The 24800-nt window shown below is 53.6% G+C and carries 22 protein-coding genes and 1 other annotated feature; of the genes, 17 read left to right on the forward strand and 5 right to left on the reverse strand.

The features are described from left to right. Positions 1-91 precede the first annotated feature (91 nt). Positions 92-3004 carry a transglycosylase domain-containing protein gene (locus tag PSAB_RS11070; protein WP_025334647.1) on the reverse strand — a complete coding sequence of 971 codons (2913 nt, stop codon included), beginning with the start codon at positions 3002-3004 and terminating at the stop codon, positions 92-94. A 135-nt stretch (positions 3005-3139) separates the two neighbouring features. Further along, positions 3140-3415, forward strand: a binding site (T-box leader). Positions 3416-3482: 67 nt separating this feature from the next. Between PSAB_RS11070 and tyrS the strand changes: the two genes are divergently transcribed. Beyond that, positions 3483-4736 carry a tyrosine--tRNA ligase gene (gene tyrS, locus PSAB_RS11075; RefSeq protein ID WP_025334648.1) on the forward strand — a complete coding sequence of 418 codons (1254 nt, stop codon included), beginning with the start codon at positions 3483-3485 and terminating at the stop codon, positions 4734-4736. Positions 4737-4908: 172 nt separating this feature from the next. Here tyrS and rpsD read toward each other — a convergent pair whose 3' ends face one another. After that, on the reverse strand, positions 4909-5508 hold the full coding sequence (gene rpsD / locus PSAB_RS11080; protein ID WP_025334649.1) for a 30S ribosomal protein S4: 600 nt from the start codon (positions 5506-5508) through the stop codon (positions 4909-4911). Positions 5509-5894: 386 nt separating this feature from the next. Here rpsD and PSAB_RS11085 point away from each other — a divergent pair, with 386 nt between their 5' ends. The 5 genes from PSAB_RS11085 (at position 5895) to PSAB_RS11105 (ending at position 10866) form a co-directional block, all read left to right on the forward strand. Then, the gene (locus PSAB_RS11085; protein ID WP_025334650.1) at positions 5895-7889 is read left to right on the forward strand and encodes a sensor domain-containing diguanylate cyclase; all 1995 of its coding nucleotides are present in this window, start codon (positions 5895-5897) and stop codon (positions 7887-7889) included. Between the two features lie 115 nt (positions 7890-8004). Further along, positions 8005-8832 carry a flagellar basal body-associated FliL family protein gene (locus PSAB_RS11090; protein ID WP_025334651.1) on the forward strand — a complete coding sequence of 276 codons (828 nt, stop codon included), beginning with the start codon at positions 8005-8007 and terminating at the stop codon, positions 8830-8832. 120 nt (positions 8833-8952) lie between these two features. Further along, the gene (locus PSAB_RS11095; RefSeq protein WP_025334652.1) at positions 8953-10068 is read left to right on the forward strand and encodes an aminopeptidase; all 1116 of its coding nucleotides are present in this window, start codon (positions 8953-8955) and stop codon (positions 10066-10068) included. 107 nt (positions 10069-10175) lie between these two features. Further along, entirely contained in the window at positions 10176-10427 is a 252-nt protein-coding gene (locus PSAB_RS11100; RefSeq protein WP_025334653.1) for an HPr family phosphocarrier protein, read from the forward strand. Between the two features lie 145 nt (positions 10428-10572). After that, positions 10573-10866, forward strand: a complete 294-nt coding sequence (locus PSAB_RS11105) for an Fpa/YlaN family protein (protein WP_025334654.1) — start codon at positions 10573-10575, stop codon at positions 10864-10866. A 94-nt stretch (positions 10867-10960) separates the two neighbouring features. Here PSAB_RS11105 and cax read toward each other — a convergent pair whose 3' ends face one another. Next, a complete protein-coding gene (gene cax, locus PSAB_RS11110) occupies positions 10961-12031 on the reverse strand; it encodes a calcium/proton exchanger (protein ID WP_025334655.1) in 1071 nt (356 codons plus the stop codon). Between the two features lie 146 nt (positions 12032-12177). On the opposite strand from cax, the gene PSAB_RS11115 reads away from it, so the two are divergent. After that, positions 12178-12543 (forward strand): Asp23/Gls24 family envelope stress response protein, encoded by a 366-nt coding sequence (locus PSAB_RS11115; protein ID WP_025334656.1) that lies wholly within the window; start codon positions 12178-12180, stop codon positions 12541-12543. A gap of 131 nt (positions 12544-12674) precedes the next feature. On the opposite strand, the gene ftsW is transcribed toward PSAB_RS11115, so the two are convergent. Beyond that, positions 12675-13880 (reverse strand): putative lipid II flippase FtsW, encoded by a 1206-nt coding sequence (gene ftsW / locus PSAB_RS11120; RefSeq protein ID WP_025334657.1) that lies wholly within the window; start codon positions 13878-13880, stop codon positions 12675-12677. 13 nt (positions 13881-13893) lie between these two features. Next, positions 13894-14241 (reverse strand): YugN family protein, encoded by a 348-nt coding sequence (locus PSAB_RS11125; protein ID WP_025334658.1) that lies wholly within the window; start codon positions 14239-14241, stop codon positions 13894-13896. A 202-nt stretch (positions 14242-14443) separates the two neighbouring features. On the opposite strand from PSAB_RS11125, the gene PSAB_RS11130 reads away from it, so the two are divergent. The 10 genes from PSAB_RS11130 to PSAB_RS11175 all read left to right on the forward strand — a co-directional run bounded on the left by PSAB_RS11130 (position 14444) and on the right by PSAB_RS11175 (position 24766). Next, entirely contained in the window at positions 14444-15646 is a 1203-nt protein-coding gene (locus PSAB_RS11130; RefSeq protein WP_420835627.1) for a M20 family metallopeptidase, read from the forward strand. A 157-nt stretch (positions 15647-15803) separates the two neighbouring features. After that, on the forward strand, positions 15804-16217 hold the full coding sequence (locus tag PSAB_RS11135; RefSeq protein WP_084266650.1) for a CBS domain-containing protein: 414 nt from the start codon (positions 15804-15806) through the stop codon (positions 16215-16217). A 129-nt stretch (positions 16218-16346) separates the two neighbouring features. After that, a complete protein-coding gene (locus PSAB_RS11140) occupies positions 16347-18071 on the forward strand; it encodes a DNA repair helicase XPB (RefSeq protein ID WP_025334661.1) in 1725 nt (574 codons plus the stop codon). After that, positions 18068-20008: a helicase-associated domain-containing protein gene (locus PSAB_RS11145; RefSeq protein ID WP_025334662.1), complete on the forward strand. Its 1941-nt coding sequence runs from the start codon at positions 18068-18070 to the stop codon at positions 20006-20008. The genes PSAB_RS11140 and PSAB_RS11145 overlap by 4 nt, the downstream gene beginning before the upstream one ends. A gap of 51 nt (positions 20009-20059) precedes the next feature. Beyond that, positions 20060-20500, forward strand: coding sequence for a YlbF/YmcA family competence regulator (locus PSAB_RS11150; RefSeq protein WP_025334663.1), 441 nt, complete (start codon positions 20060-20062; stop codon positions 20498-20500). A 40-nt stretch (positions 20501-20540) separates the two neighbouring features. Then, entirely contained in the window at positions 20541-20804 is a 264-nt protein-coding gene (locus PSAB_RS11155; protein ID WP_025334664.1) for a YlbG family protein, read from the forward strand. Positions 20805-21443: 639 nt separating this feature from the next. After that, the gene (locus PSAB_RS11160) at positions 21444-22184 is read left to right on the forward strand and encodes an EAL domain-containing protein (RefSeq protein WP_264370897.1); all 741 of its coding nucleotides are present in this window, start codon (positions 21444-21446) and stop codon (positions 22182-22184) included. Between the two features lie 30 nt (positions 22185-22214). Then, on the forward strand, positions 22215-23177 hold the full coding sequence (locus PSAB_RS11165) for a GGDEF domain-containing protein (protein ID WP_025334666.1): 963 nt from the start codon (positions 22215-22217) through the stop codon (positions 23175-23177). 109 nt (positions 23178-23286) lie between these two features. Further along, complete coding sequence (locus tag PSAB_RS11170; RefSeq protein WP_025334667.1) at positions 23287-23724, forward strand: hypothetical protein; 438 nt, start codon at positions 23287-23289, stop codon at positions 23722-23724. 145 nt (positions 23725-23869) lie between these two features. Further along, positions 23870-24766 (forward strand): LysR family transcriptional regulator, encoded by an 897-nt coding sequence (locus tag PSAB_RS11175; RefSeq protein ID WP_025334668.1) that lies wholly within the window; start codon positions 23870-23872, stop codon positions 24764-24766. Positions 24767-24800 lie beyond the last annotated feature (34 nt).

Raw genomic sequence — 24800 nt, forward strand, 5'->3', positions numbered from 1 at the left:
CATAAAAAAGACGGTTGACCGCTAAGCCCATTAGGGCGGCGTCAACCGTCTACTCATTATAAGGTCCGCCAGATAAGGAAATGGCGGTTATTTAGTTAGCGGAGTTACTTCCGCCGCTAACCGGATTGTTGCCGTCGGCCGGCGGAGTGACCTGCCCACCGTCTGGACCCGGCTGGATGGGGGTCGCTCCGGGGTCGCCGATCCCTCCAGGAAAGAGCCCCGGATCAGGAAGACCCTGATCCCCAGGGGTTGCCCCCGTATCCGGCGGGAAAAGTACGTCTCCTGGGCTAGGCGACGGCTCAGGCGTCGGCATACCTCCGCCGACATTCCCCGAAGACGTTTCTTTCCCTGCCACATCCACAGCCGTCACATAAAACACGGCAAAGTCGCTTGCAGGGGTACCCGTAGTGAAAGATGTGCCGTCACCGGCAAGGAGCACCGCCACCTTTTGGAACGGTCCGCCATTCACGGAAGAATATAACCGGTAACCCACGACATCGGGGGAAGCGCTCGGCGCAAAGCGGATGACGGCCTTGCCGGTGTCGTAAGAGACTTCTACATTCCCGGGCGCCGCCGGAGCGGCGCCGTCGTCGACTCTTGGGTCGACTTCTGTCGGCACGTCCGACTTCGCATCCTCGGGCAGGTAGTACTCCAGCGGTTCATGCTCCTTCATGGATTTGAAGGCTGCTTCCAGTTCCTTGATCAATTCTTCGATCGGCTTCTCTCTGGAAACAACGATCTTTTCCTTCAGAAAATCATCAGGCGTTCCATCCCGCGGAATATAATTTACCCCTTGGTAGGTAATGTATTTCGCTCTTGAAATTCCGTCGTCGCTGTCCTTCGGCGTATATTTTGCATTGAAAATATCAGTCGTAAACTTGTCCGTAAGTGAGGTCGGCAGTTTGCCGCTGTACGCCGATACGGTCTCCTTGACGATACCTTCAGGCTTGGTGAAGCTCTTTGTCTTGAACAGTTCCGGCTTTTTGTCGATCACGGCGTTCATAACCTTGGCCCACAAGGTCTGCGCCTGTTTCCGCTGGGTTTTACCCTCCAGCGTATTGATCGGCTCTTTGTATCCGACCCACATGCCGAGCGTGATATCCGGGGTATATCCCATGAACCAGACATCCGCATAATTTTGAGTCGAGCCGGTCTTGCCGACGATCGGAATATTTTTGAAATGCTTGTACTTGCTCTTGACGGTGCTTCCGGTGCCGTCGGTAACGACGGTGCGGAGCATGTCTGTCATCAGATAAGCGCTCTGCTCCGAAAATACACGCTCCGGCTGAGGCTTGTGCTGATAAATGATGTTGCCCTTCGAATCGACGATCTTCTCAATCATGTAGGCATCGTTAAACAGGCCTTTATTGCCAATAGAGGAATAAGCATTGGTCAGATCTTCAACGGATACTCCATACTTCAATCCGCCGAGAACGCCGGTCTGCGCGCTGTAATCATCGTCTTGAATGGTTGTGATTCCCAGCTTCTTGGCAAAAGCCCAGGCGTTCTTGATGCCTACCTTCTCGTCGAACAGCTTCAGCGCCGGGAGGTTCAGCGAGTTGTTCAGCGCATACCTCGCCGTTACCAGCCCTTGATAGCGGTTGTTGGCGTTCTTTGGAATGTGGAAGCCTTTCTCGCCATCCTTCAGAATGATAGGCGCATCGTCCAAAATGCTGGCCGGCTGGATCAGCCCCGACTCTAAAGCGGGCAGATAGGCGGCTATCGGCTTCATTGTCGATCCGGGCTGTCGAACCATCTGGGTGGCGTAGTTCATGCTCTCGACATTAAAATCACGCCCTTCGATCATTCCCAGTATCGCGCCGGTTTTGTTCTCGATCATCATGCCTGCGGTCTGTTCAAGCCCTTTGCTTTTGCTCTCTTTGGTAAAATTGCTGCTGTCATCGGAGATGCTGTGCATTGCGCTGTATACTTTTTTATCAATTGTCGTGTATACGCGGTAGCCTCCCGTCAGCAGCTGCTGGCGGGCCTCTTCAAGCTGTGAACCGCCCTTTGCGGTCTCCTGATTGTTGTTCTCAAGCGACAGCAGGATCGCGGCTGCCTGACGCTCCGTCTCCATCATAAGATAAGGAAAAGTGACGTAAGCCTTCTTGGTGTGCGGGGCAAGGGCTTTCTTAATGTCAAAGGCGAGGGCTTCCTGATACTGGGAAGAAGAGATTTTGTTCTCCTCCAGCATGCGCCGAAGGACCAGGTGCTGGCGGTCGAGCGCGCGTTTAAAAGCAGCCTCGTTAAATTCCCCGTACCCGTTGAACGCCGAATAGGCGGAAGGAAGCTGGGGGAGGCCGGCCAGGTAGGCCGCTTGGGCGACATTCAGCTTGTTCAAATTATCGATGCCGAATATCCCTTTCGCCGCCGCTTTGATACCGTAGACGTTATAGCCATTGGAACCGTTGCCGAACGGCACCTTGTTCAGGTATGCCGTCAATATTTCCTCTTTGCTTAAAAAACGCTCCAGCCGAAGCGACAGCAATATTTCCTTGACCTTGCGGTCGTCCGTTTTATCCAGATTAAGAAATACTCGTCTGGCGAGCTGCTGGGTCAAGGTGCTGCCGCCGGTCTGCACGGATTCGTTCAGCAGCTTCTGCTTGACTGCGCGCATGGTGCCGCTGATATCCACGCCATGATGCTCGTAAAAATGGTTGTCCTCGATCGCGAGTACAGCGTCAATGACCAGCTGGGGAATATCCTTGTAGGCGACCAGCCTGCGGTCTTCCTCCGTCCGGAGCTGGCCGATCGGCATGCCGTCGCGGAAGTAGGCGAACCCCGTCACGACGTTCTCTCCAACCTTTTCCTGAATCATTTTCTCGGAGCGGACCGGATCATCTTTTACAATGGAAGCGATAAAGCCTCCAACTGCACCGCTGGCGAACAGGACGCCCATTACGCCCAGAATAAACATCCATTTCACGACGGAACCGACCCTGCGCAGCCAAGATCTTCGCGGGCGAATGTCCGTCGCTGTTTTTTTCATATTTTCCTGAGACATCGACATCCTCCTTTTAACGGAATTATTATAGCACAATTTGACGATTTTGAATGCGCTTGTAGGAAGAGGGCGGTATTTGCAGATATTTGACTTTTCAAAAGATCCTGTGATATAAATAAATTCAACTGGATATTTCTAAAGGCAGAGAAGGACAGAAGTAAGAAGGGAAGCCCGGATTTTCAGAGAGTCGGTGGGTGGTGCAAACCGATAGCGGATCCTTTTTGAATTACAGTCCGGAGCCGTCCGGGGGAACGGAATGGACCTGAAGGCCCAAGTCCCAGTAGTCCGGCACCGGGTACGTCAAGCGCCCGTTATTTCAATCGAGCGAAGGCTTGGAATCGTCACGATACAGTCAATGACGGTTAGAGCTTTAACTAGGGTGGTACCGCGAGTCTCTTTCTCGTCCCTTGGGATGAAGAGGAGGCTTTTTTTGTGCGTTCTTATTTTAGAAGTATCAACATCAAAAGGGGTTGCTATTATGAAGTGGGAAGAATTAACGCAGGAGCAGCAGCATGAGGTTGAGCGCCAACTGGAGATTATCGCGCGCGGCGTCGTGGAAATTGTGCCGGAAGAGGAACTGAAGCGGAAAATCATGAAATCGGTCGTCACGGGCGTGCCGCTGAATGTCAAGCTGGGTCTGGACCCGTCCGCTCCGGATATCCATGTGGGCCATACGGTCGTCATGCATAAGCTGCGCCAATTTCAGGAGCTGGGCCATCAGGTGCAGCTGATTATCGGCGATTTCACGGGACGGATCGGCGATCCGACGGGCAAATCGGAAACACGCAAGCAGCTTACCGAGGAGGATGTGAAGCGGAACGCGGAAACGTACAAGAAGCAGCTTCATAAAATTCTCGATCCTGAGAAGACCAAAGTGTACTACAACTCGGAATGGCTCGGACCGATGAGCTTTGCGGATGTCGTGGGCTTGTCGGCCAAAGTTACGGTTGCGCGTATGCTGGAACGCGACGATTTCACGAAGCGCTATCAGAGCGGACAGCCGATCAGCATTCACGAGTTCTTCTATCCGCTGATGCAGGGTATGGATTCCGTGGCGCTGAAGAGCGACGTGGAGCTCGGGGGAACGGACCAGAAGTTCAATCTGCTGATGGGGCGGACGCTGCAAAAAGAATACGGCGTCGACACCCAGGCCGCGATCATGACCCCTCTGCTTGAAGGCCTGGACGGCGTGCAGAAGATGAGCAAGAGCCTTGGCAACTACATCGGCATCGACGAAGAGCCGAATGAAATCTACGGCAAGGCGATGTCCGTACCGGATGAGCTGATGCTGAAATACTACTCGCTGGCGACCGACATTGGCAACGAGGAGCTGAAGGAGCTGGAGGAAGGCCTGAAAGCGGGGACGGTCCATCCACGCGATGCTAAAATGCGGCTGGCGCACACCTTTGTCAGAATGTACCACGGCACCGAAGCGGCGGATGCCGCACAGCAGCATTTCGTGACCGTGTTCCAGCAGCGTGCGCTGCCGGACGATATCGAGACGGCGGTTGTGCCAGCAAATGAGCTTAGCGATGGGTCGATCCGGTTGACCAAGCTGCTTACGGTGATCGGCCTGGCCGCTTCGGGCGGAGAGGCCAAGCGGAGCGTTCAGCAGGGGGCGGTCAAGCTGAACGAAGAGAAATTGACCGACCCGAACGCAGAGATCGTTCCGCAGGACGGGGATATTATTCAGGTCGGCAAGCGCAAATTTGCCAAGCTGGTTCTGGAGTAGAGCTAAGGCTGAATACAAGCGCAGCTGGTGAGCTGCATTCAAAGAGGGAGAACGGACTTTGGCGTCCGGTTCTCCTTCTTTTTTACATGTCTAGGAATATGCAGGAAACACAAAAAAGCCCCCGGAATATCCGGAGGCTCTTTCGCTGCAATATATGCGTATCCAGCAAATATTAACGGTTGTAGAATTCGACGATTTGCTTCTCGTCGATATCTTGGGAAAGCTCGGCGCGCTCAGGCAGACGGATGTACTTGCCTTCCACTGCAGCGTCGGAGTATTCCAGGTATGCCGGAAGATGCGAACGGTTTGCCAGGGCTTCCTTAACGGAAGTCAAAGCGCGGCTTCTTTCGCGAAGGCCGATAACGTCGCCGATGCTTACACGGTAAGAAGCGATGTCGACTTTCTTGCCGTTAACCGTTACGTGGCCATGCGATACCAATTGACGCGCGCCAGCGCGGGAGTTGGCAAAGCCAAGACGGTAAACGAGGTTGTCCAGACGGCTTTCAAGCAGGAACATGAAGTTTTCGCCCGCGATCCCTTGCAAGCTGTGAGCTTTGTGGAACAAAGTGCGGAATTGCTTTTCGCCCAAACCGTACATGTGGCGCAGTTTTTGCTTCTCCAGAAGCTGTTGACCGTAGTTGCTTACTTTTCTGCGTTGGTTAGCGCCATGCTGTCCCGGAGGGAAAGGGCGTTTCAGGTCTTTGCCAGTGCCGCTCAGGGAAATGCCCAGACGGCGGCTGAGTTTGAATTTAGGTCCGGTGTAACGTGCCATGTTATAGTAGACTCCTTTTTAATTGAAATTTCATCAGGGCTCTATTTGCGCCGTATTTCGAAATGCGGCATACCGATTCGGAGCCGCGCCGCAGGGAAAGTTCAGCCGCTGCCCGCTGCAGTCGAAAGACGTGAGGGTGACACAACGTTACGCCCAATTGAAGACTTGTTACAGTCTTGTTCAACAATAAATTTTATATGAAAATAGGGTTTCAAGTCAAGTGTACCTTACGAAGTTTATGAGTTTTTTCATATTTAGGGCTTTGGGCCTAAAAAAAGTCCCGGAATTACCGAAAATCAGATGCAAGACAGACGGGAAAAGAGTAAAATAGTGCTAATTAAGGCAGTAGCGGATTACTATTTGGGATGCAAAGGGGATCCTTCATTATGTCAGAGCAGAAAGCTTATGGTCATAAGGAAAGCCATGCGCTGATGCGAAACGCCCAGATGCCGGAATGGAACTCCGAAGATCCAACCGGGTGGCTCAGGAAAATGGACGTCAATCGACATGATTTTCCTTACACCGCAGGCTTGATTGTGGACAGTTTTCATGAATGGTACAAAAGGGGCTCCACCATGTCTTTTGCGGAATCGTGGAAATGGTGCGTGTTCGATTATGCGGGCAAATGGCTTGTGGGCAGCGGCGGTGTTAGTGAACCGGACAACTCTTTGTGGGAGCAGGTTGCTACTTTAAGCCTAAGCACAGCTAAGGAGTGTACGCTTCAGATTGAGGAGAATGGAGCCGAAACGGCTTTTTTTGTAATGCCAATGACTACGCGCTCCAAGGGGGAAATATTTGCCCTCTTCGGCTGTGCGATGCCGGCTGAGCATTTTGCAAGTGGTGGACGCAATACCGCCGAAGAAATGGCACGGCACTACGTCACCTGCTTCTACAGGCAGTTTGAACATATGTTTGTAGCTGATCTTGCAAATGTACATATTCATGCCAAACGCGAAAGCAGCCGCCGTACCCTGCTGTTCCAGATCGTGCAGCGGATGCATGATAACATCGATGTCGATGCCGTATTGACGGAAGTGATAGCGAGCATAATGACGATGTATCCGGACGTCAGACTGACGCTGTACATGTCCCAGGATCACCGAAGCTCGCATCCGCAGGTGAAGCCGCTTCCGCTTGATCTGGAGGAAGAGGACGTCCGGATAAAGGCATTCAAAGACGGCAGCATGGCGCTGCGGCCATATACTGAGGATGACAGGCAAGTGGAGATCGGTCTGCCCCTTGGCGGTAAACAGGGCGTATACGGCGTGTTTCACTTGGTGATGCTTAGTCCCGCCTGGCCGGAAGTGGATCTGCCTTTTCTGTCCATGGTGGCGGGAACCGCGGGAACCGCTTTTGAGAACGCCAAGCTGTACGAACGTTCGAATCAGCTCATCCGCGAGCTGCGGATGACCAATGAACTGACCCGGCGGCTTAATCAGAACCTCGGGCTGAGCGAGACGTTTGAGGCGGCTTTTGAAGAATTGATGAAAATGTTCGAAACCGATTACTGCTGCATTCTGCATTATAACGAGGAGCGGGGCGGGTTAGAAGCGGTCGCCTGCAACCATCCCGGTCTGATTAATGAATTGATTGAAGTCGACAGAGGAATTGGCGGAAAGGTGTACGCCTCCGGCGAAACGGTCATCATCCCCGAATACCCGGATCAGTCGGGAACGAAGTCCCAATTGATGGATTTGACTGAATCGCAGTCGCTAATCGCCACTCCGCTCAGTGTAGGCGGTGAGGTGCGGGGAGCGATTATGCTGTCCCACAGGGAGCCGCATTATTTCACTTATGATAATTTCCGGCTGCTCCAGGCGATGGCCGGACATATCGGCCTTGCCGTGGGCAATGCGCTGCTGCATGCGGAGGTCCACCGGCTGGCGAACAGGGATACGTTAACCGGACTATACGCCAGGCATTTTCTCGACCAGACTATTAAGGAGAAGCAGAACGGCGATTTCTGCGGGACCCTTGTCGTCGTCGACATAGACCATTTCAAATCGGTGAACGATACATACGGCCATCAGAAGGGCGACCTTATTCTGAAGCAGGTGAGCGATATCCTTCGGTTGTCGATCCGTCAGGGGGATTTGGCCGCAAGGTGGGGCGGCGAAGAGCTGGCGGTCTATCTGCCGCAGCTCGGTGCCGAGCAGGCCTATTCCGTAGCGGAACGGATCCGTCAGCGGGTTCAGAAGGAGACGAACCCGAGCGTTACCATATCCTGCGGCATTGCGGAGTGGAACTGGACGGAGCAGGACCAGGCAAGCCTGGACTCTCTGTTCTACAGAGCGGACATGGCCTTGTACGAGGCCAAGAACAACGGCCGCAACAAAATTATGATAGACCGCAGTTCGGGAGAGATCGAAAGCATGAATTGAATGAGATAGCGCCCTTGGAGACGGGAATCCCCGTTTTCAAGGGCTTCTTTTGCATAAGCCCCATCGACAGGGAAACGATATAGTTACTAAGTGATGAAAAGAGGGAATGGAGCCTATGATGATTTCGCAAGCCAAAAGGGCGGCGGTGCTGCTGGCGATTCTCTGCGGATTAACCGGCGGCTGCGGCGTGATGGACGGGAAACCGGCCGGGGAGATGCTGAATCTGGCGCTGGCCGGGTTGACGGGAACTGACGGCGTGACTTTCGAGGGACAGGCGGCGCTTCTGGTTGATGGCAGGCAGCTGCCTGAAGGATCGGTCTATTACGGCGGGGAGATGAACCATCACAGCACCCTGCGGTTGTACACCCTTTTGCCGGACTCTGCGAATACACGAGGCGTACTTACGGAGCAGTCGGCCAGAGCGAATCTTTACAGCAGGCTGGAGAAAAGAAACGGAGCATGGCAGGTGCTTCCAGAGAGCGATGAACGGTCCGTCAACCCTCTCCCGGGCCTGAACCCCATCCGTCAGCTTGAAGAGCTCAAGAGCATGAGCAAAATGGTGACGAATGAAGATGGAGCGGGACGGGGTATGCGCCTGCTGAGAATAGAGCTTGCCCCGCAGCAGGCCCAGGACCAGCTGGCTGCCGAGCTGAAGGCAGAGATGGAAGCAATTCGCGCGGCATATTCCCGTTTGCCGGATTTGAGAGCCGGGACGGGAGCTGAACTCTCCAAGCTGGAAACGCTTTGGTCGAAAGAGAACGGAGAACTGGAGCGCAGACTGAACAATGCTGCGGTGGAGACCGTTTACCATGTCAAGGTGGATGCGCGGCGCAATTTGCCCAAGAGCATGTCCAGACAACGGACAATCACATACATGACAACAAAGGGACAGACTCGCCGGGAGACGTATGTATCGCGGGTAGACTTCTATGGATACCGCTAAAAGAAGGGCGTTCAAGGCGCTCCACTTGCGCTTCCAATTGGTCGTGCTACAATAAGGAAGCATGCTGAATTTTGGAAAGAACAAGAAATAAAAAGCTAGGCGAAGGAAGGAAGAACAGAGATGAAAGATCCCCGAATTCAGAAATTGGCCGAAAATCTGGTCGGCTACTCCGTAAATGTACAACCGGGAGAGAATGTGCTGGTCGAAATGATCGGCAGCGAGCGCGATCTGGTAAAAGCGATTGTTGAGGAAATCGGCAAGGCCGGAGGCCGTGCATTTGTGCAGCTAATTGACCGTTCCGTGCTGCGCAGCATGCTGATGACCGCGACTGAAGAGAGCCTGCGTACATGGGCGGAGATCGATTTGAACCGCATGAAGCAAATGCAAGGGTATATCGGCATCCGTGCCGGCGAGAATGTCAACGACTTGTCCGACGTGCCCGAAGAGAAAATGCGTCTCTACAATTCACTGTATTCCCATCCAGTACATAGCGAACAGCGGGTAAAACATACGAAATGGGTGGTTCTGCGGTATCCGAACTCCAGCATGGCACAGCTTGCCAATACGAGCACGGAAGCTTTTGAGGATTTCTACTTCAACGTCTGCAACCTGGATTACGCCAATATGGATAAAGCGCAGGACCCGCTCGCGGAACTCATGAGCAATACGGACAAGGTGCGGATCACGGGGCCGGGAACGGATATTTCCTTCTCCATCAAAGGCATCGGCGCTCAGAAATGCTCGGGTCATCGAAACATTCCGGACGGCGAAGTGTACAGCGCGCCAGTACGCGATTCGGTCAACGGTACGATCAGCTACAACACGCCAACGGTATATAACGGCATTACGTTTGAGAACATCAAGCTTACTTTTGAACAAGGCAAAATTATCGAAGCAACCAGCAACGATACCGCCCGTCTTAACGATATTCTGGATTCGGATGAAGGGGCGCGCTATATCGGCGAATTCGCCATCGGGTTCAATCCGTATATTTTGCATCCGATGAAGGATATTCTGTTCGATGAAAAAATCGCCGGCAGCCTGCATTTTACACCAGGCCAGGCGTACGAGGTGACCGACAACGGCAACCGTTCCTCTATCCATTGGGATCTTGTGCTGATCCAGCGGCCGGAGTACGGCGGCGGGGAAATTTATTTTGACGACAGACTCATTCGCAAAGACGGCCTGTTCGTCATACCGGAGCTTGAAGCTCTCAACCCGGAGCATTTGAAATAGAAGGATAAATATTAGATAAATCCTTGCGTCGGTAAGCGGATTCAATGTATCATGGAAATGATTATACAGCATATAAATTTCTAAAATCAGTTGCGGAGGGATCCCACATGTCCACAAACAGTAACAACGCAGCAATCGTGGAAATTGCACAAACAGCGAGTAAATTCGCCTCATCGATTGTTCTTCAGGCTGACAACAAGTACATCGACGTCAAAAGCATTCTCGGTTTGTTCACGACTCTGGTAGCGAGCCAGAATTATGAACTGCATGTGCACGGAGCGGATGCCGAAAATGCGAAGAAGGCAATGAGCGAAGTATTTGCCAAGCATGGTCTGAAGTTTACCGTCGTCGAGGAATAATATCCGTTATTCAGAAGCCCTGCCGGGACCGGCAGGGCTTTTTAATACAGGTGAACCAAGTGCATTCTTGTATTGGGAACCGATTTCGACTAATATTAAATCAATAGTGCCGGAGCTGTAAATTTGGACATGGGGGGGAAGATGCATGACTTCGTCGGAATTGCAGGAACAACTGAATATCAAGGCTGTCGCTCTTTTGCAAGAAGACGCCGATAAGATTCAGAAGCTCATCGAAGTGCAGATGGAGAATCTGGCAACGCGCTACTGCCCTCTCTATGAGGAAGTACTGGATACTCAAATGTACGGTTTCTCCAGAGAAGTCGACTTCGCGGTCAGAGCGGGACTGCTATCGGAGCTTACGGGCAAAGAAATTGTAAGCAAACTCGAACGGGAATTGGCGGTATTGTATGAAATGCTGAATGAGAAGGCGAAGCAATAGGCAGGTTCTTCTTTCAAAAATAATACACCGGACTAACCCGTCATAAAAAAAATCGCGCATGTGACCACATGCGCGATTTTTGTCGTCTTTACCCTTATACGAGGTAAAAAGAAACGCCGAGAATAATGTAGACGGCTAACAGCAGGAGCCCTTCGTACCAGTTGGTCGCGCCGTCCTGCGTAATCGACTTGGCGATAAAGACAGCGACGGCGATCGCGACCAGCTCAATGGTGGTGAATACGATATCCATCGTATTGCCGGTGAAATAGCTGGCGAAAATAAGCACTGGCGCCACGAACAAGGCGATCTGCAAGCTGCTTCCGACCGCGATTTCGACGGCTGCGCCGATTTTGTTCTTCGTGGCGAGCAGGATGGCGGCGCTGTGCTCCGCGGCGTTACCGATGATCGCAACCAGGAAGGCGCCGACGAACAGCTCGCTGAGTCCGAAGCGTTCAGTCAGACTCTCCAGCGTGCCGACCAGCCATTCACTGACGAACGCGACCATGACGGTGGCCAGAATCAGGTATAGAATCGATTTGCCTTTGGACCAGGCAGGAGCATGCTCATTCGGAAGCTCTTCCTCTTTATCATCGGTGACGTCGTCCAAATATTTCTTATGCGTAATCATAGAGAATATAAGCCAGGCAATGTAGGAAGCGATCAGAACGCCTGCGACGACCAGGCTGAGCATGTCGGTTTCCCCTTCGGTAATCGAATGCGTGCTCAGGAACATAGCCGGAACGAACAGGGCAATAATCCCCACGATCATCAAGGAGCCGTTCATCCCGGCCAGCGTCACATTGAAGTTCTGCACTTTGTATTTCAGGCCCCCCGCGAAAATGCTGAGACCCAGCACAAGCAGCAGGTTGCCGATGATGGAGCCGGTCAAGCTCGCTTTTACCATGTCGTATAACCCTTCTTTAACGAGGAAAAAAGCGATAATCAGCTCGGCGGCGTTGCCGAATGTTGCGTTGAGGAACCCTCCCAGCCGTTGTCCGGCATAATGGGCTACGCTCTCCGTTGCTCTGCCGAGGAACCCTGCTACGAATACGACAGCGATGGCGGACAGGACGAATTGAATGGTGTGATCCCAGTTAGCGTAATGTCCGATGGCGCTTAGTAAGAAGGTGATGGCGAGAAGCGACGGCGAAATCCATTTTTTCAATTTCAAACACACCCCAATCAATTTTATGTATGTATCTCAATATACCCAAATTGTTCCTGTATGTAAACGAACGCGCATAATGACATTTGCATTTTGGCCTGTTTAGGAATTACAATAATTGATAATGAGTGTAAGGGGGAAAGGGCATGGCGGAACAACTTCAACTGGAAAAGGGAAATATTCGAATCTCTAATGACGTAGTCTCAAAAATTGCCGGAATGGCTGCATTGGAAACTCCGGGAATCGCAGCCATGTCAGGCGGATTGTCGGAAGGCTGGGCCAAGCGTCTCAGCGGCAAAAACGTGCAAAAAGGCGTTACCGTCGAAGTGGGACAGCTGGAGGCGGCGATTGACCTGCGGATTATCGTACTGTACGAAACACCGATTCACGAGGTATGCCGCATGCTGCAGCAGAACGTACGTGAAGCGGTAGAGAGCATGACAGGTCTAAGAGTCGTCGAAGTGAATGTCAAGGTGGAAGGCGTTGCTTTCAAGAACGATGAAATTTCGTAATACAGATCCTTCGAACGAAAGGATTTACCGATCAAGCGGCATAGAAAAAGGGTGTCTCTTCCGTACCGTCAAGGTAGGAAAGAGACACCCTTTTGTTCAAATATAAGAATGTATAAGCCTTGGCGAAATCATTAGCGGGATACCGATCGGGTGATTCGGACCGATTTCGTATGCTCCTCCTTCATCGGACGGGCCGTTTCCCGCGAGATGTTAAGGATAATGCCCATCGACAGCATCGTAACGAGCAGCGAAGAGCCGCCGTAGCTGATGAAAGGAAGCGTGACCCCGGTCAGCGGAATCGTCTTCGTGACACCGCCGATATTGACGAAGGCCTGTATAGCGATAAGGCCCATAACGCCGATGCCCACAAGGGTTCCGAACGGGTCTTTGCACCTTAGGGCCACGAGAATGCCTCTCCATAGAAAATAGAGATAGACCAGAAGGAACAGCAGTGTGCCGGTAAAGCCAAGCTCTTCTCCGATCACGGCGAAAATAAAATCCGTGTATGGGTAAGGCAGGTAATGCAGCTTCTGAACGCCCTTTCCGATCCCGGCGCCCCCGAGGCCGCCTTCCCCAAGCGCCGTTAGAGATTGAATGATGTTGTATCCGGCGCCTTCGGCGTCCTGAAACGGATCAAGAAAGGCATCGATCCGGCCTTGGCGGTAATCATGGCTGGCTGCCGACTGTTCAACGCCCGGGGAGAGGGAGTCGACCGCCATTTTCGCGCCCAACACCAAACCCGCGCCGAGAACAAGCAGCATGACCGATCCTAAAATATGCTTCAGACTCGCGCCTCCGGCGAAAATGACAAGACCACTGGTAGCGACGAGAATCAGGCAGGACCCGAGGTCCGGCTGCATCATAATCAGACCTGCGACGATGCCGACTATAACCATGACCGGAATATATCCGCTTCTCAGGTCGCGCAGGCGTTCGCCTTTTTTCGTGATTAAAGCGGCCAGATACAGGATAATCGATATTTTGGCAAGCTCTGTCGGCTGGATGCCCATTCCGGCGATGTTAAGCCAGCTCCGCGCTCCGTTGACCCTTTCGGTCGAAGCCACGAACAGCAGCAGGATAAGTGTAATCATAAATAGCGGCGCATACCACTTTTTGAACTTGCTGTAGTGAATATTCATGGTGACGAACATGGCGACGGTTCCGAGAAGGACCCATACGAGCTGCCTCTTCAAAAAGTACAGCGGATCATTTTTGAAAAAAAGGCTGGAGCTTGAGCTGAACACCATGATCAGGCCGAATCCGACAAGCAGCAGTGTCAGGATCAAGAGTTGAAAATCGGGTGTTCCTTTTGCGGGCGGGCTTTCGTTCTTCTTCATCATCAGTCTGCTCTCATGTCTCAAGAAGGCGTTTGAGTTCCAGAATCCGTTCACCGGCAGTGTTCAGCACGGTTTCAGGAACCGGAGATTCGTATTCCAGACCGTGGGGAAAGGTCGCTTTGCCCAAGTAAACGGCTTCAATCGCCAGCACGGTATCCGGCTTCTCCAGCTTGCCCTCAACGGCTCGCGTATTGATTCGAAGAAAGTAATCCCCGCCGCCCGCGGAGTCTTCGATTTTGCAGTCATATGTAGCCCGGTAGTATTCCCACTGCCAGCGGATGAACCCCGCCTTTTCGGCGCTCTCATCCAGATAAAGAAGATCGCTTTGCAGCCCTACAAGACCCGTGTTCTCAAAAATCATGGCGTGCCAACCTCCTTATGATGTAAATCCAAACAAGTGATCCCGCCTGGCAAGTGCCTTATTCTTCCTCATGATATTATGTTTGACAGGGCTATGCAAGGGCTGAAAGCAGGACGGAATACCCGGACAATGCCATTTCTGCTACAATAAAAGCAGACTGCCGCTTCATGAGGAGACAAGCCGGAAACAGGCGGGGCCTTCTATGGGAGCGGCCAATGCGAAGGGAATGGATAATATGGAGCAAAAACCGATTGAAATCCTGCAGCCGGATATGGTGGCCTGGCGCCGCCACCTGCACCGCAATCCGGAGCTGTCGTATCAGGAACGGAAGACATCGGCTTTTGTGGCTGAGAAACTGGAGAGCTTCGGTATCGAAGTGAAGAAAAGCGCGTCAGGGTACGGCGTTACGGGAATATTGAAAGGCGGAAGCCCCGGCAAGATCGTTGTTCTTCGGGCGGATATGGACGCGCTGCCGATCCAGGATGAGAAGGAATGCGAATACGCTTCTGAGATTAACGGCGTTATGCATGCCTGCGGTCATGACGGGCATACTTCCATTCTGCTGGCGGCGGCTAGCTATTACAGCAGCCGCAAGGAAGAGCTGCGCGGCGAGCTGCGCTTCCTGTTCCAGCCTGCGGAAGAGGTCTGCCCGGGCGGAGCCCTCGGCATGATCGACGAAGGCATGCTGGAAGGCGCAGATGCCGTATACGGGCTCCACTTGTGGACGCCGCTGCCGGTTGGAACGGTGGCGAGCGCGCCGGGTCCGCTGATGGCTTCGGCGGATGAGTTCTTTATCGACATTATCGGCAAGGGCGGCCATGCCGGGACGCCTCACCGGACGGTCGACAGCATCTTGGCCGGAGCCGCTCTCGTGACGCAGCTTCACAGCATTGTCAGCCGGTCGGTGGACCCGCTGCGCCCGGCCGTTCTGAACGTGGGCACATTTCAAGGCGGGTATGCCCAGAATGTTGTCGCGGAGCAGTCCCGGCTGACCGGGACGGTACGGGCCTTCGACGATGAGACGCGGCAGCTGCTCAGGCGCAGGGTCGAAGAGATGGTAACTTCAGTCTGCGCGGCCTACGGCGCGGAGGCGAAGCTGGATTATTTGATGGGATATCCGCCGCTGGTGAATCATGAAGGAGAGGCGGCGCGCTTTTTCCGGGTGGCTCCGGAAGCATTGGGAAGTTCGGTTCAGGTGACGGTCATGGAAAAGCTGATGCCTGCCGAGGACTTCTCCTATTATGTACGTGAGGTCCCGGGCTGCTTCATGTTCGTTGGAGCGGGCAACCCGGAGAAGGCTGCGATTTATCCGCATCATCACGCAAAATTCGATTTCGATGAAGACGCGATGATTCATGGCCTCAAGCTGATGGTCGCGATGGCCGATTCCTGTCTGAACGAATGAGTGCCGAATATTTTTGCGGTTAACGGAGAACCTATTTACGTAATACGGATGCGGCCTGCGCGTTTTACAGGAGCCGTTCGGCTTTTGTCGGGCGAAGGCTGACCGTCCGTCAAGCGAAAAGGAGGGTTCTTCGTTGAAGAAAACAGTCCAGGAAGTTATGACCACCCAGCCGGTTACCGTGACTCTGCAGGATAATATTTATGAAGCGGCTGTCAAAATGAAAGATAACGACACCGGATTTATCCCGGTTGTGGATTTCGCGGACGGACATACGCTTATCGGCGTTGTTACCGACCGTGACCTGGTCATCCGGGGATACGCTGAGAAGCACTCGGGCTCCACTTCGGTGGAAAAAGTAATGACGACCGGCATCCGCTGCGCTTCGCAATCCACTACGGTAGACGAAGCCGCCGAACTGATGGCCTCGCAGCAAATTCGCCGCCTGCCGGTTACGGACGGCAAGAAGCTGATCGGAGTCGTATCCATCGGCGACTTGGCGGTTCGCAATATATTTGCGGACAATGCCGGTGAAGCGCTCAGCGATATTTCCGAGCAGCATCGCCTGCACTAGCACATCACTGATCTATAAGCTCATTCCCGGATGCCCGGGATGGGCTTTTTCCGCTTGCTTTGCATCAATCACCGGCCGGCTTGTACATAGAACATAGTGCAGCGCTTGAGTGCGTAAGGGGGAATAAATGTGATTGACAAGGGGCCGTGCGTTGTCCGCCGGGACCGGACAGTGCTTCTTGATTGCCGCCACCCGGAATTTGACGCCGTTCGTGACCGGCTGCCGGTGTTTGCGGAGCTGGTCAAAAGTCCGCCGCACTATCATACGTACCGGATCACACCGCTTACGCTGTGGAACGCGGCTGCGCTTGGCGCGGATCCCGGTGAGATTATCGACAGCCTTGAGCAGTGGTCTGGACGCGGATTGCCCTCCGGTCTAGAGGATGAGATCAGGCTGCTGATGTCCAGATATGGGAGGCTCACACTGCATGCGTCGGACGGTTCCGGGGAACTGCTGCTGCGCGGCGACAGCGACGAGCTGCTGAATGAGCATGAGGTAAGGCAGACTGCCGAAGCTTGTGGATTCCAGAGAACAGGGCGTTTGGAAATGGCCGGAAGCGCCGCCTGCCGGGGGCTGCTGAAGCAGGAGCTGGCCCGTGCCGGATATCCGGTGCTGGACCAGGCAGGCTATCATGAAGGGGAAGCGCTTGATATCCGCTGGAAGGAAGGAGACTCGGCCTTTAAGCTAAGAGAGTACCAACGGGAAGCGGCGCGAAGGTTCGGTATTTCCGGAAGCAGCGGAATTGCCGTTCTGCCCTGCGGCGCGGGAAAGACGATCGTCGGGCTGGCCGCCTTGGAGGAATTAAAGTGCGAGACGCTGGTCCTTACCTCAAATGCAACTTCCGTACGCCAGTGGACCGAGGAGCTGTTGAAACGGACCAATCTGTCTCCTGAGTCCGTGGGAGAGTACACGGGAGAACGGCGGCAGGTGCGTCCGGTTACGGTCGCAACCTATCAGATGCTGACGCACCGTACGTCTAAAGAGGGAGGCTTCTCCCATATGGGGCTGTTCAACGAACGGAACTGGGGATTGATTGTTTATGATGAAGTGCATCTGCTTCCGGCACCCGTCTTCCGGGCCACCGCCGAGATTCAGGCCACCCGTCGTCTTGGGCTGACCGCCACGCTGGTCAGAGAAGACGGGAGAGAGGGGGATGTTTTTTCCCTGATCGGTCCCAAAGTCTACGACTGTCCTTGGAAGACGCTTGAACGGCAGGGCTGGATCGCCGCAGTTCAGTGTGTGGAGGTTCAGGTGCCGATGGAACCGGAGCTGAAGAAACGTTATTTATACGCGGCGCCCAAAGAGAAATTCCGCCTTGCTTCGGCCAATCCAGCCAAAGCTGAAACGGCCGTCAAAATTATTGAGGCCCACAAGGGGGCGTCCATACTGGTCATCGGCCAATACCTTGACCAATTGGCTGGGCTTGCGGCGATTATCGGCGCTCCGGTGATTACCGGAAAGACGCCGCAGCAAGAGCGGATTGAGCTATACAACCGATTTAACGCGGGCGTACTGCCGGTGCTGATCGTATCCAAAGTCGCCAACTTTGCCGTCAATCTGCCGGATGCTTCAGTCGCTATTGAGGTGTCCGGCGCCTTCGGCTCCCGGCAGGAGGAAGCCCAGCGGCTCGGGAGGGTGCTTCGCCCGAAGCGGGGAGCCAACCGGGCGTTCTTTTATACGTTGGTGACAGAGGACAGCAGAGAGCAGGAATTTGCGCTGAAGCGCCGGCTGTTTCTGACGGAGCAGGGATATGAATATGCAGTGATGCAGAAACTGGACTCGGCCGCTCAGAAATTTAATCTGCTGCCGGATTGCGGAAACCCCCATGAACAGGAGGCTTCGGGATCGTTATGACAACCTGTAAGGACCATTGGACGAGCGAAGACAGCAGCGGGTTTCATCGTCTGTCCGAAGATGCATCCCGTGTGCTAAGACAGATTTGCGCGGCCTGCTCAGACCGTCCGTTTCAGGAGGGCGTCGAGGAAAAGTTCCGTCCGCTTGATATGACCCGGGTGGAGTTCAGATTGGCCTTCTCAGAGCTGCGGCGAGGCGGATGGATCGGCGCCATGAGGCAAATCGGGGGGAATCAGCTGTTCTATATACCCGCCGAAAGACTGGATACTCTGCATAGCCGCTTCTTCCCGGTATCTCCCAATTGCTTGAAGCCGGAAGGTCTGCGGCTTTCCGTAGCAGCAGGTCCGGGTCTGGCGGGGGAGCTGTTTCTTGCCCTGCTGTTTGCCGTAGAGGAAGGTCTCCCGCTGACTTCCAAAGGAGCCGTTCACAAAAAATATATCAGCCGTCTCGCCTGTAAATTGCAGCTGGATGAAGAACATTTGCAAGGGCTTGATCTGCGTTCGCCGTATCCGGAAGATTACCCTCAGCCTGCGGTACTGATCATCGATTTGCTGCTTCATCTGGGTCTTCTGGTACGGCGGGACCAAACGTTCTTGCCTGAGGGAAATGGCGTTGAGAAGTGGCTTGCCCTTAGTGAAAGCGAAATGTCCGTTCTGCTGTATCGCGCGGCTTCCCGGCGATACGGCCGCCGGATGGCGGCTGACAGGCATTTCCGCTGCCTGATCTGCAGGCCGGAATACTGGCCTGGCCATTGGTATTCGCTGGCCGATACGGTCGGCTGGATGGAAGCGACAGGACTGGCATTGCCCGGGGAAAGACCCGGGCTTATAGAGGCTTCTGCCGCCTGGCTGCGCTGCCTCGCGGGCTTCGGCTGGGCTGATGTCGGAAGCGATCCCGGCGGAAGTCTATTCTTCCGCTGGACGAACGCGAAGCCCCAGCGATCGGTGTCTTCCGAAACCATTGAACCCGCAGAGGCGCGTATTATCGTTCAGCCGGACCTTGAGGTGCTTGTCCCGGAGGAGACACCCTACAGCTCTCGCTGGAGCCTGGCCTGCTTCGCGGAGCTGGTTCAGATTGACAGCATGTGGAGCTTAAGATTGACCCGGGATCGGCTGGAAAGGGCTTCTTCCAGAGGGATATCACCCGATGAGGTCATTCGATGGCTGGAGCATTACGCGGAGTCCGGTCTGCCCGGTGAGGTGAGGGCCGTTCTTGAACAATGGGGTCGGGATATCGGCCGGACGGCTCTGACCGTGACCCTGGTGCTTTCCTGCAGGAGTGAAACGGATGCCGAGATGATCGCCGGACATCCCAGGCTGAAGGACGGCCTGGAGCGGTTGGGCCCCCGCCACTTCGCCGTGAGCCAAGGCCGGGCGGAACTGGTCCGCAGGGAGCTGGCTTCAGCCGGAATGTATCCGCAGGAAGGCTTGCCCGGCTCTGCCGGCGAAGGCTCGCCTGAAGGCGGATTGTTCCGGCTTGATCCGCCTGAAACCGGGGATAGCGGGTATGCGCTGCCGGCCGATTCCGCCGCAGGGTTGTGGTTCGCCGAGGGCCACGGCGTCTCCGTGCAGGCCGAGATGCCTCCTGCGCCGGAGTCGGCAGAGGAGCTGTGGCCGGATGCGGCGGAAGTGCCGTCCGCCTGGATCAAGGAGGAGCGCCGGTATCACGCTTCCACCGCACGCCTGCTGATGGAGCAGGCGCTGAAATGGGGGACGAAGGTAAGACTGTCCCTGGAAGGAAGACCCTGCGAATTCATCCCTGAGCGGATCATGCCGGGGGCATGGAGAGTATCCGGCCGCTTGCTAGACTTCACTGGCGAGACTCCTCAGGAATTGGAACTATCCGCAGGCGATTGGGACACGATCCAGTTGATCGTTCCTGTATTTCGCGGTTTTCCCTCTTCTTCTGCGGATGGCGGTTGTGGTATGATAGGATAGTCCACCTGAAAAAAAGTGGAACAATTATTTACGGAAGTCGAGATGAAATTCATGAGCGTAGCGGAATACAACACGGTCGATATGGCTGAAGTGCTGACAGGCGCCTATGAATTGGGCGATATGATTAACCGATCCGCCGAAGTGACGGATTATTTATACTGGAAGACGCGGATTGCCGCGAGTCCCGAAATCCAGAGCTTGATCAGAAAGCTCGAGAGCAAGAAAGAACTGTTCGAGGAAACTCAGCGGTTCGGCCATTTTCATCCGAGCTATCACGCGGCTAAGGATGAGGTAGCCAAGACGGAAGCCGAGCTCGAAACGTTCGAGGAAGTGGCGCGGTTCAAGCAGGCGGAGAAAGCGCTGGACGATATGCTTCATTCCATGTCGGAGATGATCGCTTATTCGGTCTCGGACAGCATCAAGGTTCCAAGCAACGACCCCTTGCCCAAAGGCGGAGGCTGCGGCAGCGGAGGCAAATGCTCCTGCGGCTGACACGCCTAAGGAAGCCCTAGACAGAAAGGCGGAGAAGCGCATGTTTGCGGAACGCACAGGTTATATCATTTGGGTAAGCGATGTAAAAGCCGCGCGTAATCTGGAAAAATACGGCACACTGCATTACATTTCGCGAAAAATGCATTACGCGGTTATGTACGTGAATACGGACCGTGCGGAAGAAATCATGAAGAACGTGCGCAGGCTGTCCTACGTTCGCAAGATTGAACGCTCATACCGGAATGAACTGAAGACGGAGTATAACAGCAACGTGCCGGACAAGACCCGATATTACGGGCTGTAGTCTGAAGCTCTTGTGTGGAAAGGAAGAAGTCCTCTTTTGGACTTCTTCCTTTTTTGTTGCCGTTTGAAGATATATACCAAATAATGTTATTTTAGATGCATATTAATGATGGCATATTATCTTTTTTGCAGGGGGAATAAGTATTAAAAAAATTGCTGTTTTACTGGCCCTACTAGGTGTGATTTCACTCGTCATTGGATTAATCCCTTACATTTTTGACTATCCGGCAAGCAATGGACCTAACTCAGGCCCATCGAACAGTTGGGAACTCATTATTATGTTGTCCTATGAAGGTTGGTATTTGCAAATTGGATTGGTTTTGTTGTTAATGAGCATAATTCTTTACTTGAACCATCGGGCTTCACTCGGGAGATCATGCAAATGAATATAGGACTATGGAATTAGGTCGACCGGATTATTTTCGTGGAAATACTTGACTGAATTTTATCCGCCGTTAATAATGCGGTCCTATTCTAGAAGAGTATCGGAAATTTAGGCGAATAGCATGCAGGAGCGAATATGATCAAATCATACCTATCCTTAATGGAAGATGCGCCCATATTGCATTATTTAAGGCACATCAACCACAGGATGAAGAGAGAAATCACAGAATTCAGACGGCTCGCGGAGTTATTAAGGGTGTTGAACGAGGAAGCGTTGTCTACCTTTTATCAGCCGATTGTAGAGCTGTCAACGGGCGAGACCATGGGGCATGAGGCGCTGAACCGCCCTCCCGCATCAACGCTTTTTCATTCGGCGGATATTTTCTATGAGTTCGCGGCAAAAACGGAGTACACGTCCAGGCTGGACCGATACTGCCGGAAGATGTCGCTTACCCGTTATGTAGGCAGTGCGGCTGTGGCTGGCTTTGGCGGTTCGGCCCTGCTTTTTATCAATGTAAGTCCCGGTGTATTAAATGATGAACGCTACAAAAGCGGTGAAACCGTCAGCTTGCTGAAGCATTTGGGACTGACGCCATCCCGCGTCGTTCTGGAATTGACGGAGAGACAGGCGGTCCATGACTACGTCGGTTTTGAAAAAACACTGGCGCATTACCGCAAGCAAGGCTTCCGGATTGCCGTCGATGATGCCGGATCGGGCTATAACAGCCTGAAGACCCTTGTATATCTGAAACCGGAATTCATCAAGCTGGACAAGTCGCTGATCCGGGGCATTAACGGGAATATAGAACAGCAGCATCTGCTTGGACTTATACGCGAATACGCTTTGGCGTCGGGGACCCGCGTCATTGCCGAAGGCATCGAAACCGAAGCGGAGCTGAAATATTTGCAGCAAGCGGCAATCGATTACGGACAAGGTTATCTTGTCGGAAGACCGGAATCCTCTCCCGCAGCGGGACGCATACCCGTCGTTGTTTAATGTTCTGTCCTGGAAAGGAGCCACTAATTGATGCAGCATAATGTAGGAGAAATATGCCAGTCGATTCCGCACCTTGCTCCGAGTACACCATGTGAATGCGTGGATCGTATTTTTAAGCAGAATCCGGGGCTTCAGGGAATAGCCGTCACCGAGGACGAATATCCGGTCGCATTGATCATGAGAGTGAGATTTTACCAAAAAATAGGAACCTTATACGGCTACACGCTCTATATGCAGAGACCCGTGAAGCTGGTCATGGACCGTGCTCCTCTAGTTGTGGATGCCGAATGTCCGATCACGGAGGTCAGCAAGCAGGCGATGGCCCGCGATGAGGATAAGCTGTACGACGATGTGGTGGTCACGAGCGGCAACCGGTTATGCGGCGCAGTTAGCGTGAGAGATTTGCTGCTGCATTTTGCCGAGATTATGGCTGAGACGGCGAGCTACCTGAATCCCCTTACCGGTCTGCCGGGGAATGTCAATATCAACGATTGGCTCAAGAAATCCATGTCATTGGAGCAGTTCAGCGTGCTTTATTTCGACCTGGATTACTTCAAAGCTTACAACGATACATACGGGTTCAAAGAAGGAGACAGGCTCATTCAATGGACGGCGGAAATCATCAGCGGTGGTATGGCTCCCGCGGGAGGACTTGTCGGGCATATCGGCGGAGATGATTTTATCGTCGTGATGGACCATCATCAGTATTCCGAAGACTGCCGGACAGTTCTGCGCGCTTTTGACGAGACGATCCACAGCTTCTACTCTGAGTCGCATCTGACGAAGCAGTCCGTTCTGGCGGAGAATCGTTTGGGTAAATATGAGGAAATTCCGCTCGTCTCGCTTTCGGTTTCCGTCGTAACGAACCGGTATCGCAAGTTCGAGTCAATCGAGGAGATTTCCGCAGAGGCCGCGCGTCTCAAAAAGAGATGCAAACAGATCAAAGGCAGCTGTCTGATCGACGACAGTACGCTGCCGGAAGTCTTTGCCTAGGCGTTCGTAGTTACCCGGCCGCAGGCCTCAGACTTGTATATCCCGCTCTTATGGTGGTAAGATTGCATCAATACATGCGCGCCAAGATCCTTTGTGGAGTGTGATAGCTATGCGCGATAAGGAAATGGCCGGCCGGGGCGGTTACGAGCCGTTCTATGTGATGCTGAACGAGTATAGAATCGCCGATCTTGTCATTACGGCCCACGCGAGAAGCCGTTACGAGGACAGGAGCCAGGGGGACGGAATGACCGGCAAGGAGGCCGCTTTTTGGCTGTGGCAATGTCTTAAGCAAAAAAGAGTGAAGCCGCATTCTCCGGGCGAGCCGGAAATGTATGTGGTGGACAACGATCTTGTGATGGCGGCGCGCATTGTGGAAATGCCGGGCGAAGCCGATCTGTACGGAAACCCGCTCTACAAGCTGATCGTCGTATCCTTTCTCGGGAAAATGTCGGAAAATATTGATCTCAGGGATTTGAAAAGCTATTTTGCCCGTCAGCGAAGCTCGAGGAGAGTATCTCTCATGCAGTCCGGCCGGAAAAGAAGGTAACTTCAATGGAGCCTTAAAGGGGCTTCAGTAGTAACAAACCGGAACAAACATAAGGCGAAGAGGCATGCGGCCGGGGCTGCATGTCTTTTTGAGAATGAAGGAAGTTACGGAAATCCAAGTCTTGCATAAATAGGAGTGGACGAGCGTGAATTTTCATCAGCTGCATATTTTTTACACCGTGTCCGAAAAAGGAAGCTTCTCCGCGGCGGCGCAGGCGCTTCATATGACGCAGCCGGCCGTGACGATGCAGGTGCAGGCGCTGGAGGACTATTTCGGGACAAAGCTGTTCAACCGTTCCACCAAAAAAATCGTGCTGTCTGACGCCGGAAGAACGCTCCTACCCTTTGCGCTGCGCAGTATTGAGCTGATGAGGGAGACCGATCAGGGGATGGCGGCATATACGCATATGCTGGAAGGGCGGCTGCTGCTCGGTTCCAGTCTGACGATCGGGGAATATGTGCTGCCGAGGCTTCTGGCCCCTTTTGGCAAAGCGTATCCTTACATTTCCGTCATGCTCAAGATTATGAACACCACGCAAATTATGGAGGAAATCAACAAGCACCAGCTCACGTTTGGGCTGATTGAGGCGGAGGTCACCCACCCGGACATGGTAATCGAGCCGGTGATGGAGGACGAGCTGAAGCTGATTGTGCCGGGGGATCATGAGCTGGCAGACCGAGACGAAGTCTCGCTTGAAGAGGCGCTGCGGTTTCCTTTCGTGCTTCGAGAGCAGGGCTCGGGAACCCGCCGGGTGATGGAGGAGCAGCTGCTCGCCAAGGGGATGGATCTGGGAGAACTGCAGGTTGTCATGGAGCTTGGCAGCACTGGCGCGGTCAAATCGGCGGTCGAGGCCGGGCTCGGCCTGACAATGCTGTCCCCCTCTACGGTCAGGCATGAGGTAGCTCTGGGGCTGCTGAAGATCGTAAATGTCTCGGGCGCTTCGTTCAAGCGGCAGTTTTACGCGATACATGATAAATCGACGCTGCTGCCGATTCACGCGGTAACGTTTCTGAATTTTCTGCGCAAGCATGCGGAGGATTGACAAGTCTGTTAAAGCAAAATGGGGATTCTGCGCG

Origin of the sequence: Paenibacillus sabinae T27, assembly GCF_000612505.1 — a bacterium.
GTDB lineage: Bacteria > Bacillota > Bacilli > Paenibacillales > Paenibacillaceae > Paenibacillus_AQ > Paenibacillus_AQ sabinae.

What these genes read in the sequence shown, in the direction of transcription:
- PSAB_RS11070 (WP_025334647.1), bottom strand. Translation starts at nt 3,004, where the DNA reads ATGTCTCAGGAAAATATGAAAAAAACAGCGACGGACATTCGCCCGCGA.
- tyrS (WP_025334648.1), top strand. Translation starts at nt 3,483, where the DNA reads ATGAAGTGGGAAGAATTAACGCAGGAGCAGCAGCATGAGGTTGAGCGC.
- rpsD (WP_025334649.1), bottom strand. Translation starts at nt 5,508, where the DNA reads ATGGCACGTTACACCGGACCTAAATTCAAACTCAGCCGCCGTCTGGGC.
- PSAB_RS11085 (WP_025334650.1), top strand. Translation starts at nt 5,895, where the DNA reads ATGTCAGAGCAGAAAGCTTATGGTCATAAGGAAAGCCATGCGCTGATG.
- PSAB_RS11090 (WP_025334651.1), top strand. Translation starts at nt 8,005, where the DNA reads ATGATGATTTCGCAAGCCAAAAGGGCGGCGGTGCTGCTGGCGATTCTC.
- PSAB_RS11095 (WP_025334652.1), top strand. Translation starts at nt 8,953, where the DNA reads ATGAAAGATCCCCGAATTCAGAAATTGGCCGAAAATCTGGTCGGCTAC.
- PSAB_RS11100 (WP_025334653.1), top strand. Translation starts at nt 10,176, where the DNA reads ATGTCCACAAACAGTAACAACGCAGCAATCGTGGAAATTGCACAAACA.
- PSAB_RS11105 (WP_025334654.1), top strand. Translation starts at nt 10,573, where the DNA reads ATGACTTCGTCGGAATTGCAGGAACAACTGAATATCAAGGCTGTCGCT.
- PSAB_RS11115 (WP_025334656.1), top strand. Translation starts at nt 12,178, where the DNA reads ATGGCGGAACAACTTCAACTGGAAAAGGGAAATATTCGAATCTCTAAT.
- ftsW (WP_025334657.1), bottom strand. Translation starts at nt 13,880, where the DNA reads ATGAAGAAGAACGAAAGCCCGCCCGCAAAAGGAACACCCGATTTTCAA.
- PSAB_RS11125 (WP_025334658.1), bottom strand. Translation starts at nt 14,241, where the DNA reads ATGATTTTTGAGAACACGGGTCTTGTAGGGCTGCAAAGCGATCTTCTT.
- PSAB_RS11130 (WP_420835627.1), top strand. Translation starts at nt 14,444, where the DNA reads ATGGGAGCGGCCAATGCGAAGGGAATGGATAATATGGAGCAAAAACCG.
- PSAB_RS11135 (WP_084266650.1), top strand. Translation starts at nt 15,804, where the DNA reads ATGACCACCCAGCCGGTTACCGTGACTCTGCAGGATAATATTTATGAA.
- PSAB_RS11145 (WP_025334662.1), top strand. Translation starts at nt 18,068, where the DNA reads ATGACAACCTGTAAGGACCATTGGACGAGCGAAGACAGCAGCGGGTTT.
- PSAB_RS11150 (WP_025334663.1), top strand. Translation starts at nt 20,060, where the DNA reads ATGAGCGTAGCGGAATACAACACGGTCGATATGGCTGAAGTGCTGACA.
- PSAB_RS11155 (WP_025334664.1), top strand. Translation starts at nt 20,541, where the DNA reads ATGTTTGCGGAACGCACAGGTTATATCATTTGGGTAAGCGATGTAAAA.
- PSAB_RS11165 (WP_025334666.1), top strand. Translation starts at nt 22,215, where the DNA reads ATGCAGCATAATGTAGGAGAAATATGCCAGTCGATTCCGCACCTTGCT.
- PSAB_RS11170 (WP_025334667.1), top strand. Translation starts at nt 23,287, where the DNA reads ATGCGCGATAAGGAAATGGCCGGCCGGGGCGGTTACGAGCCGTTCTAT.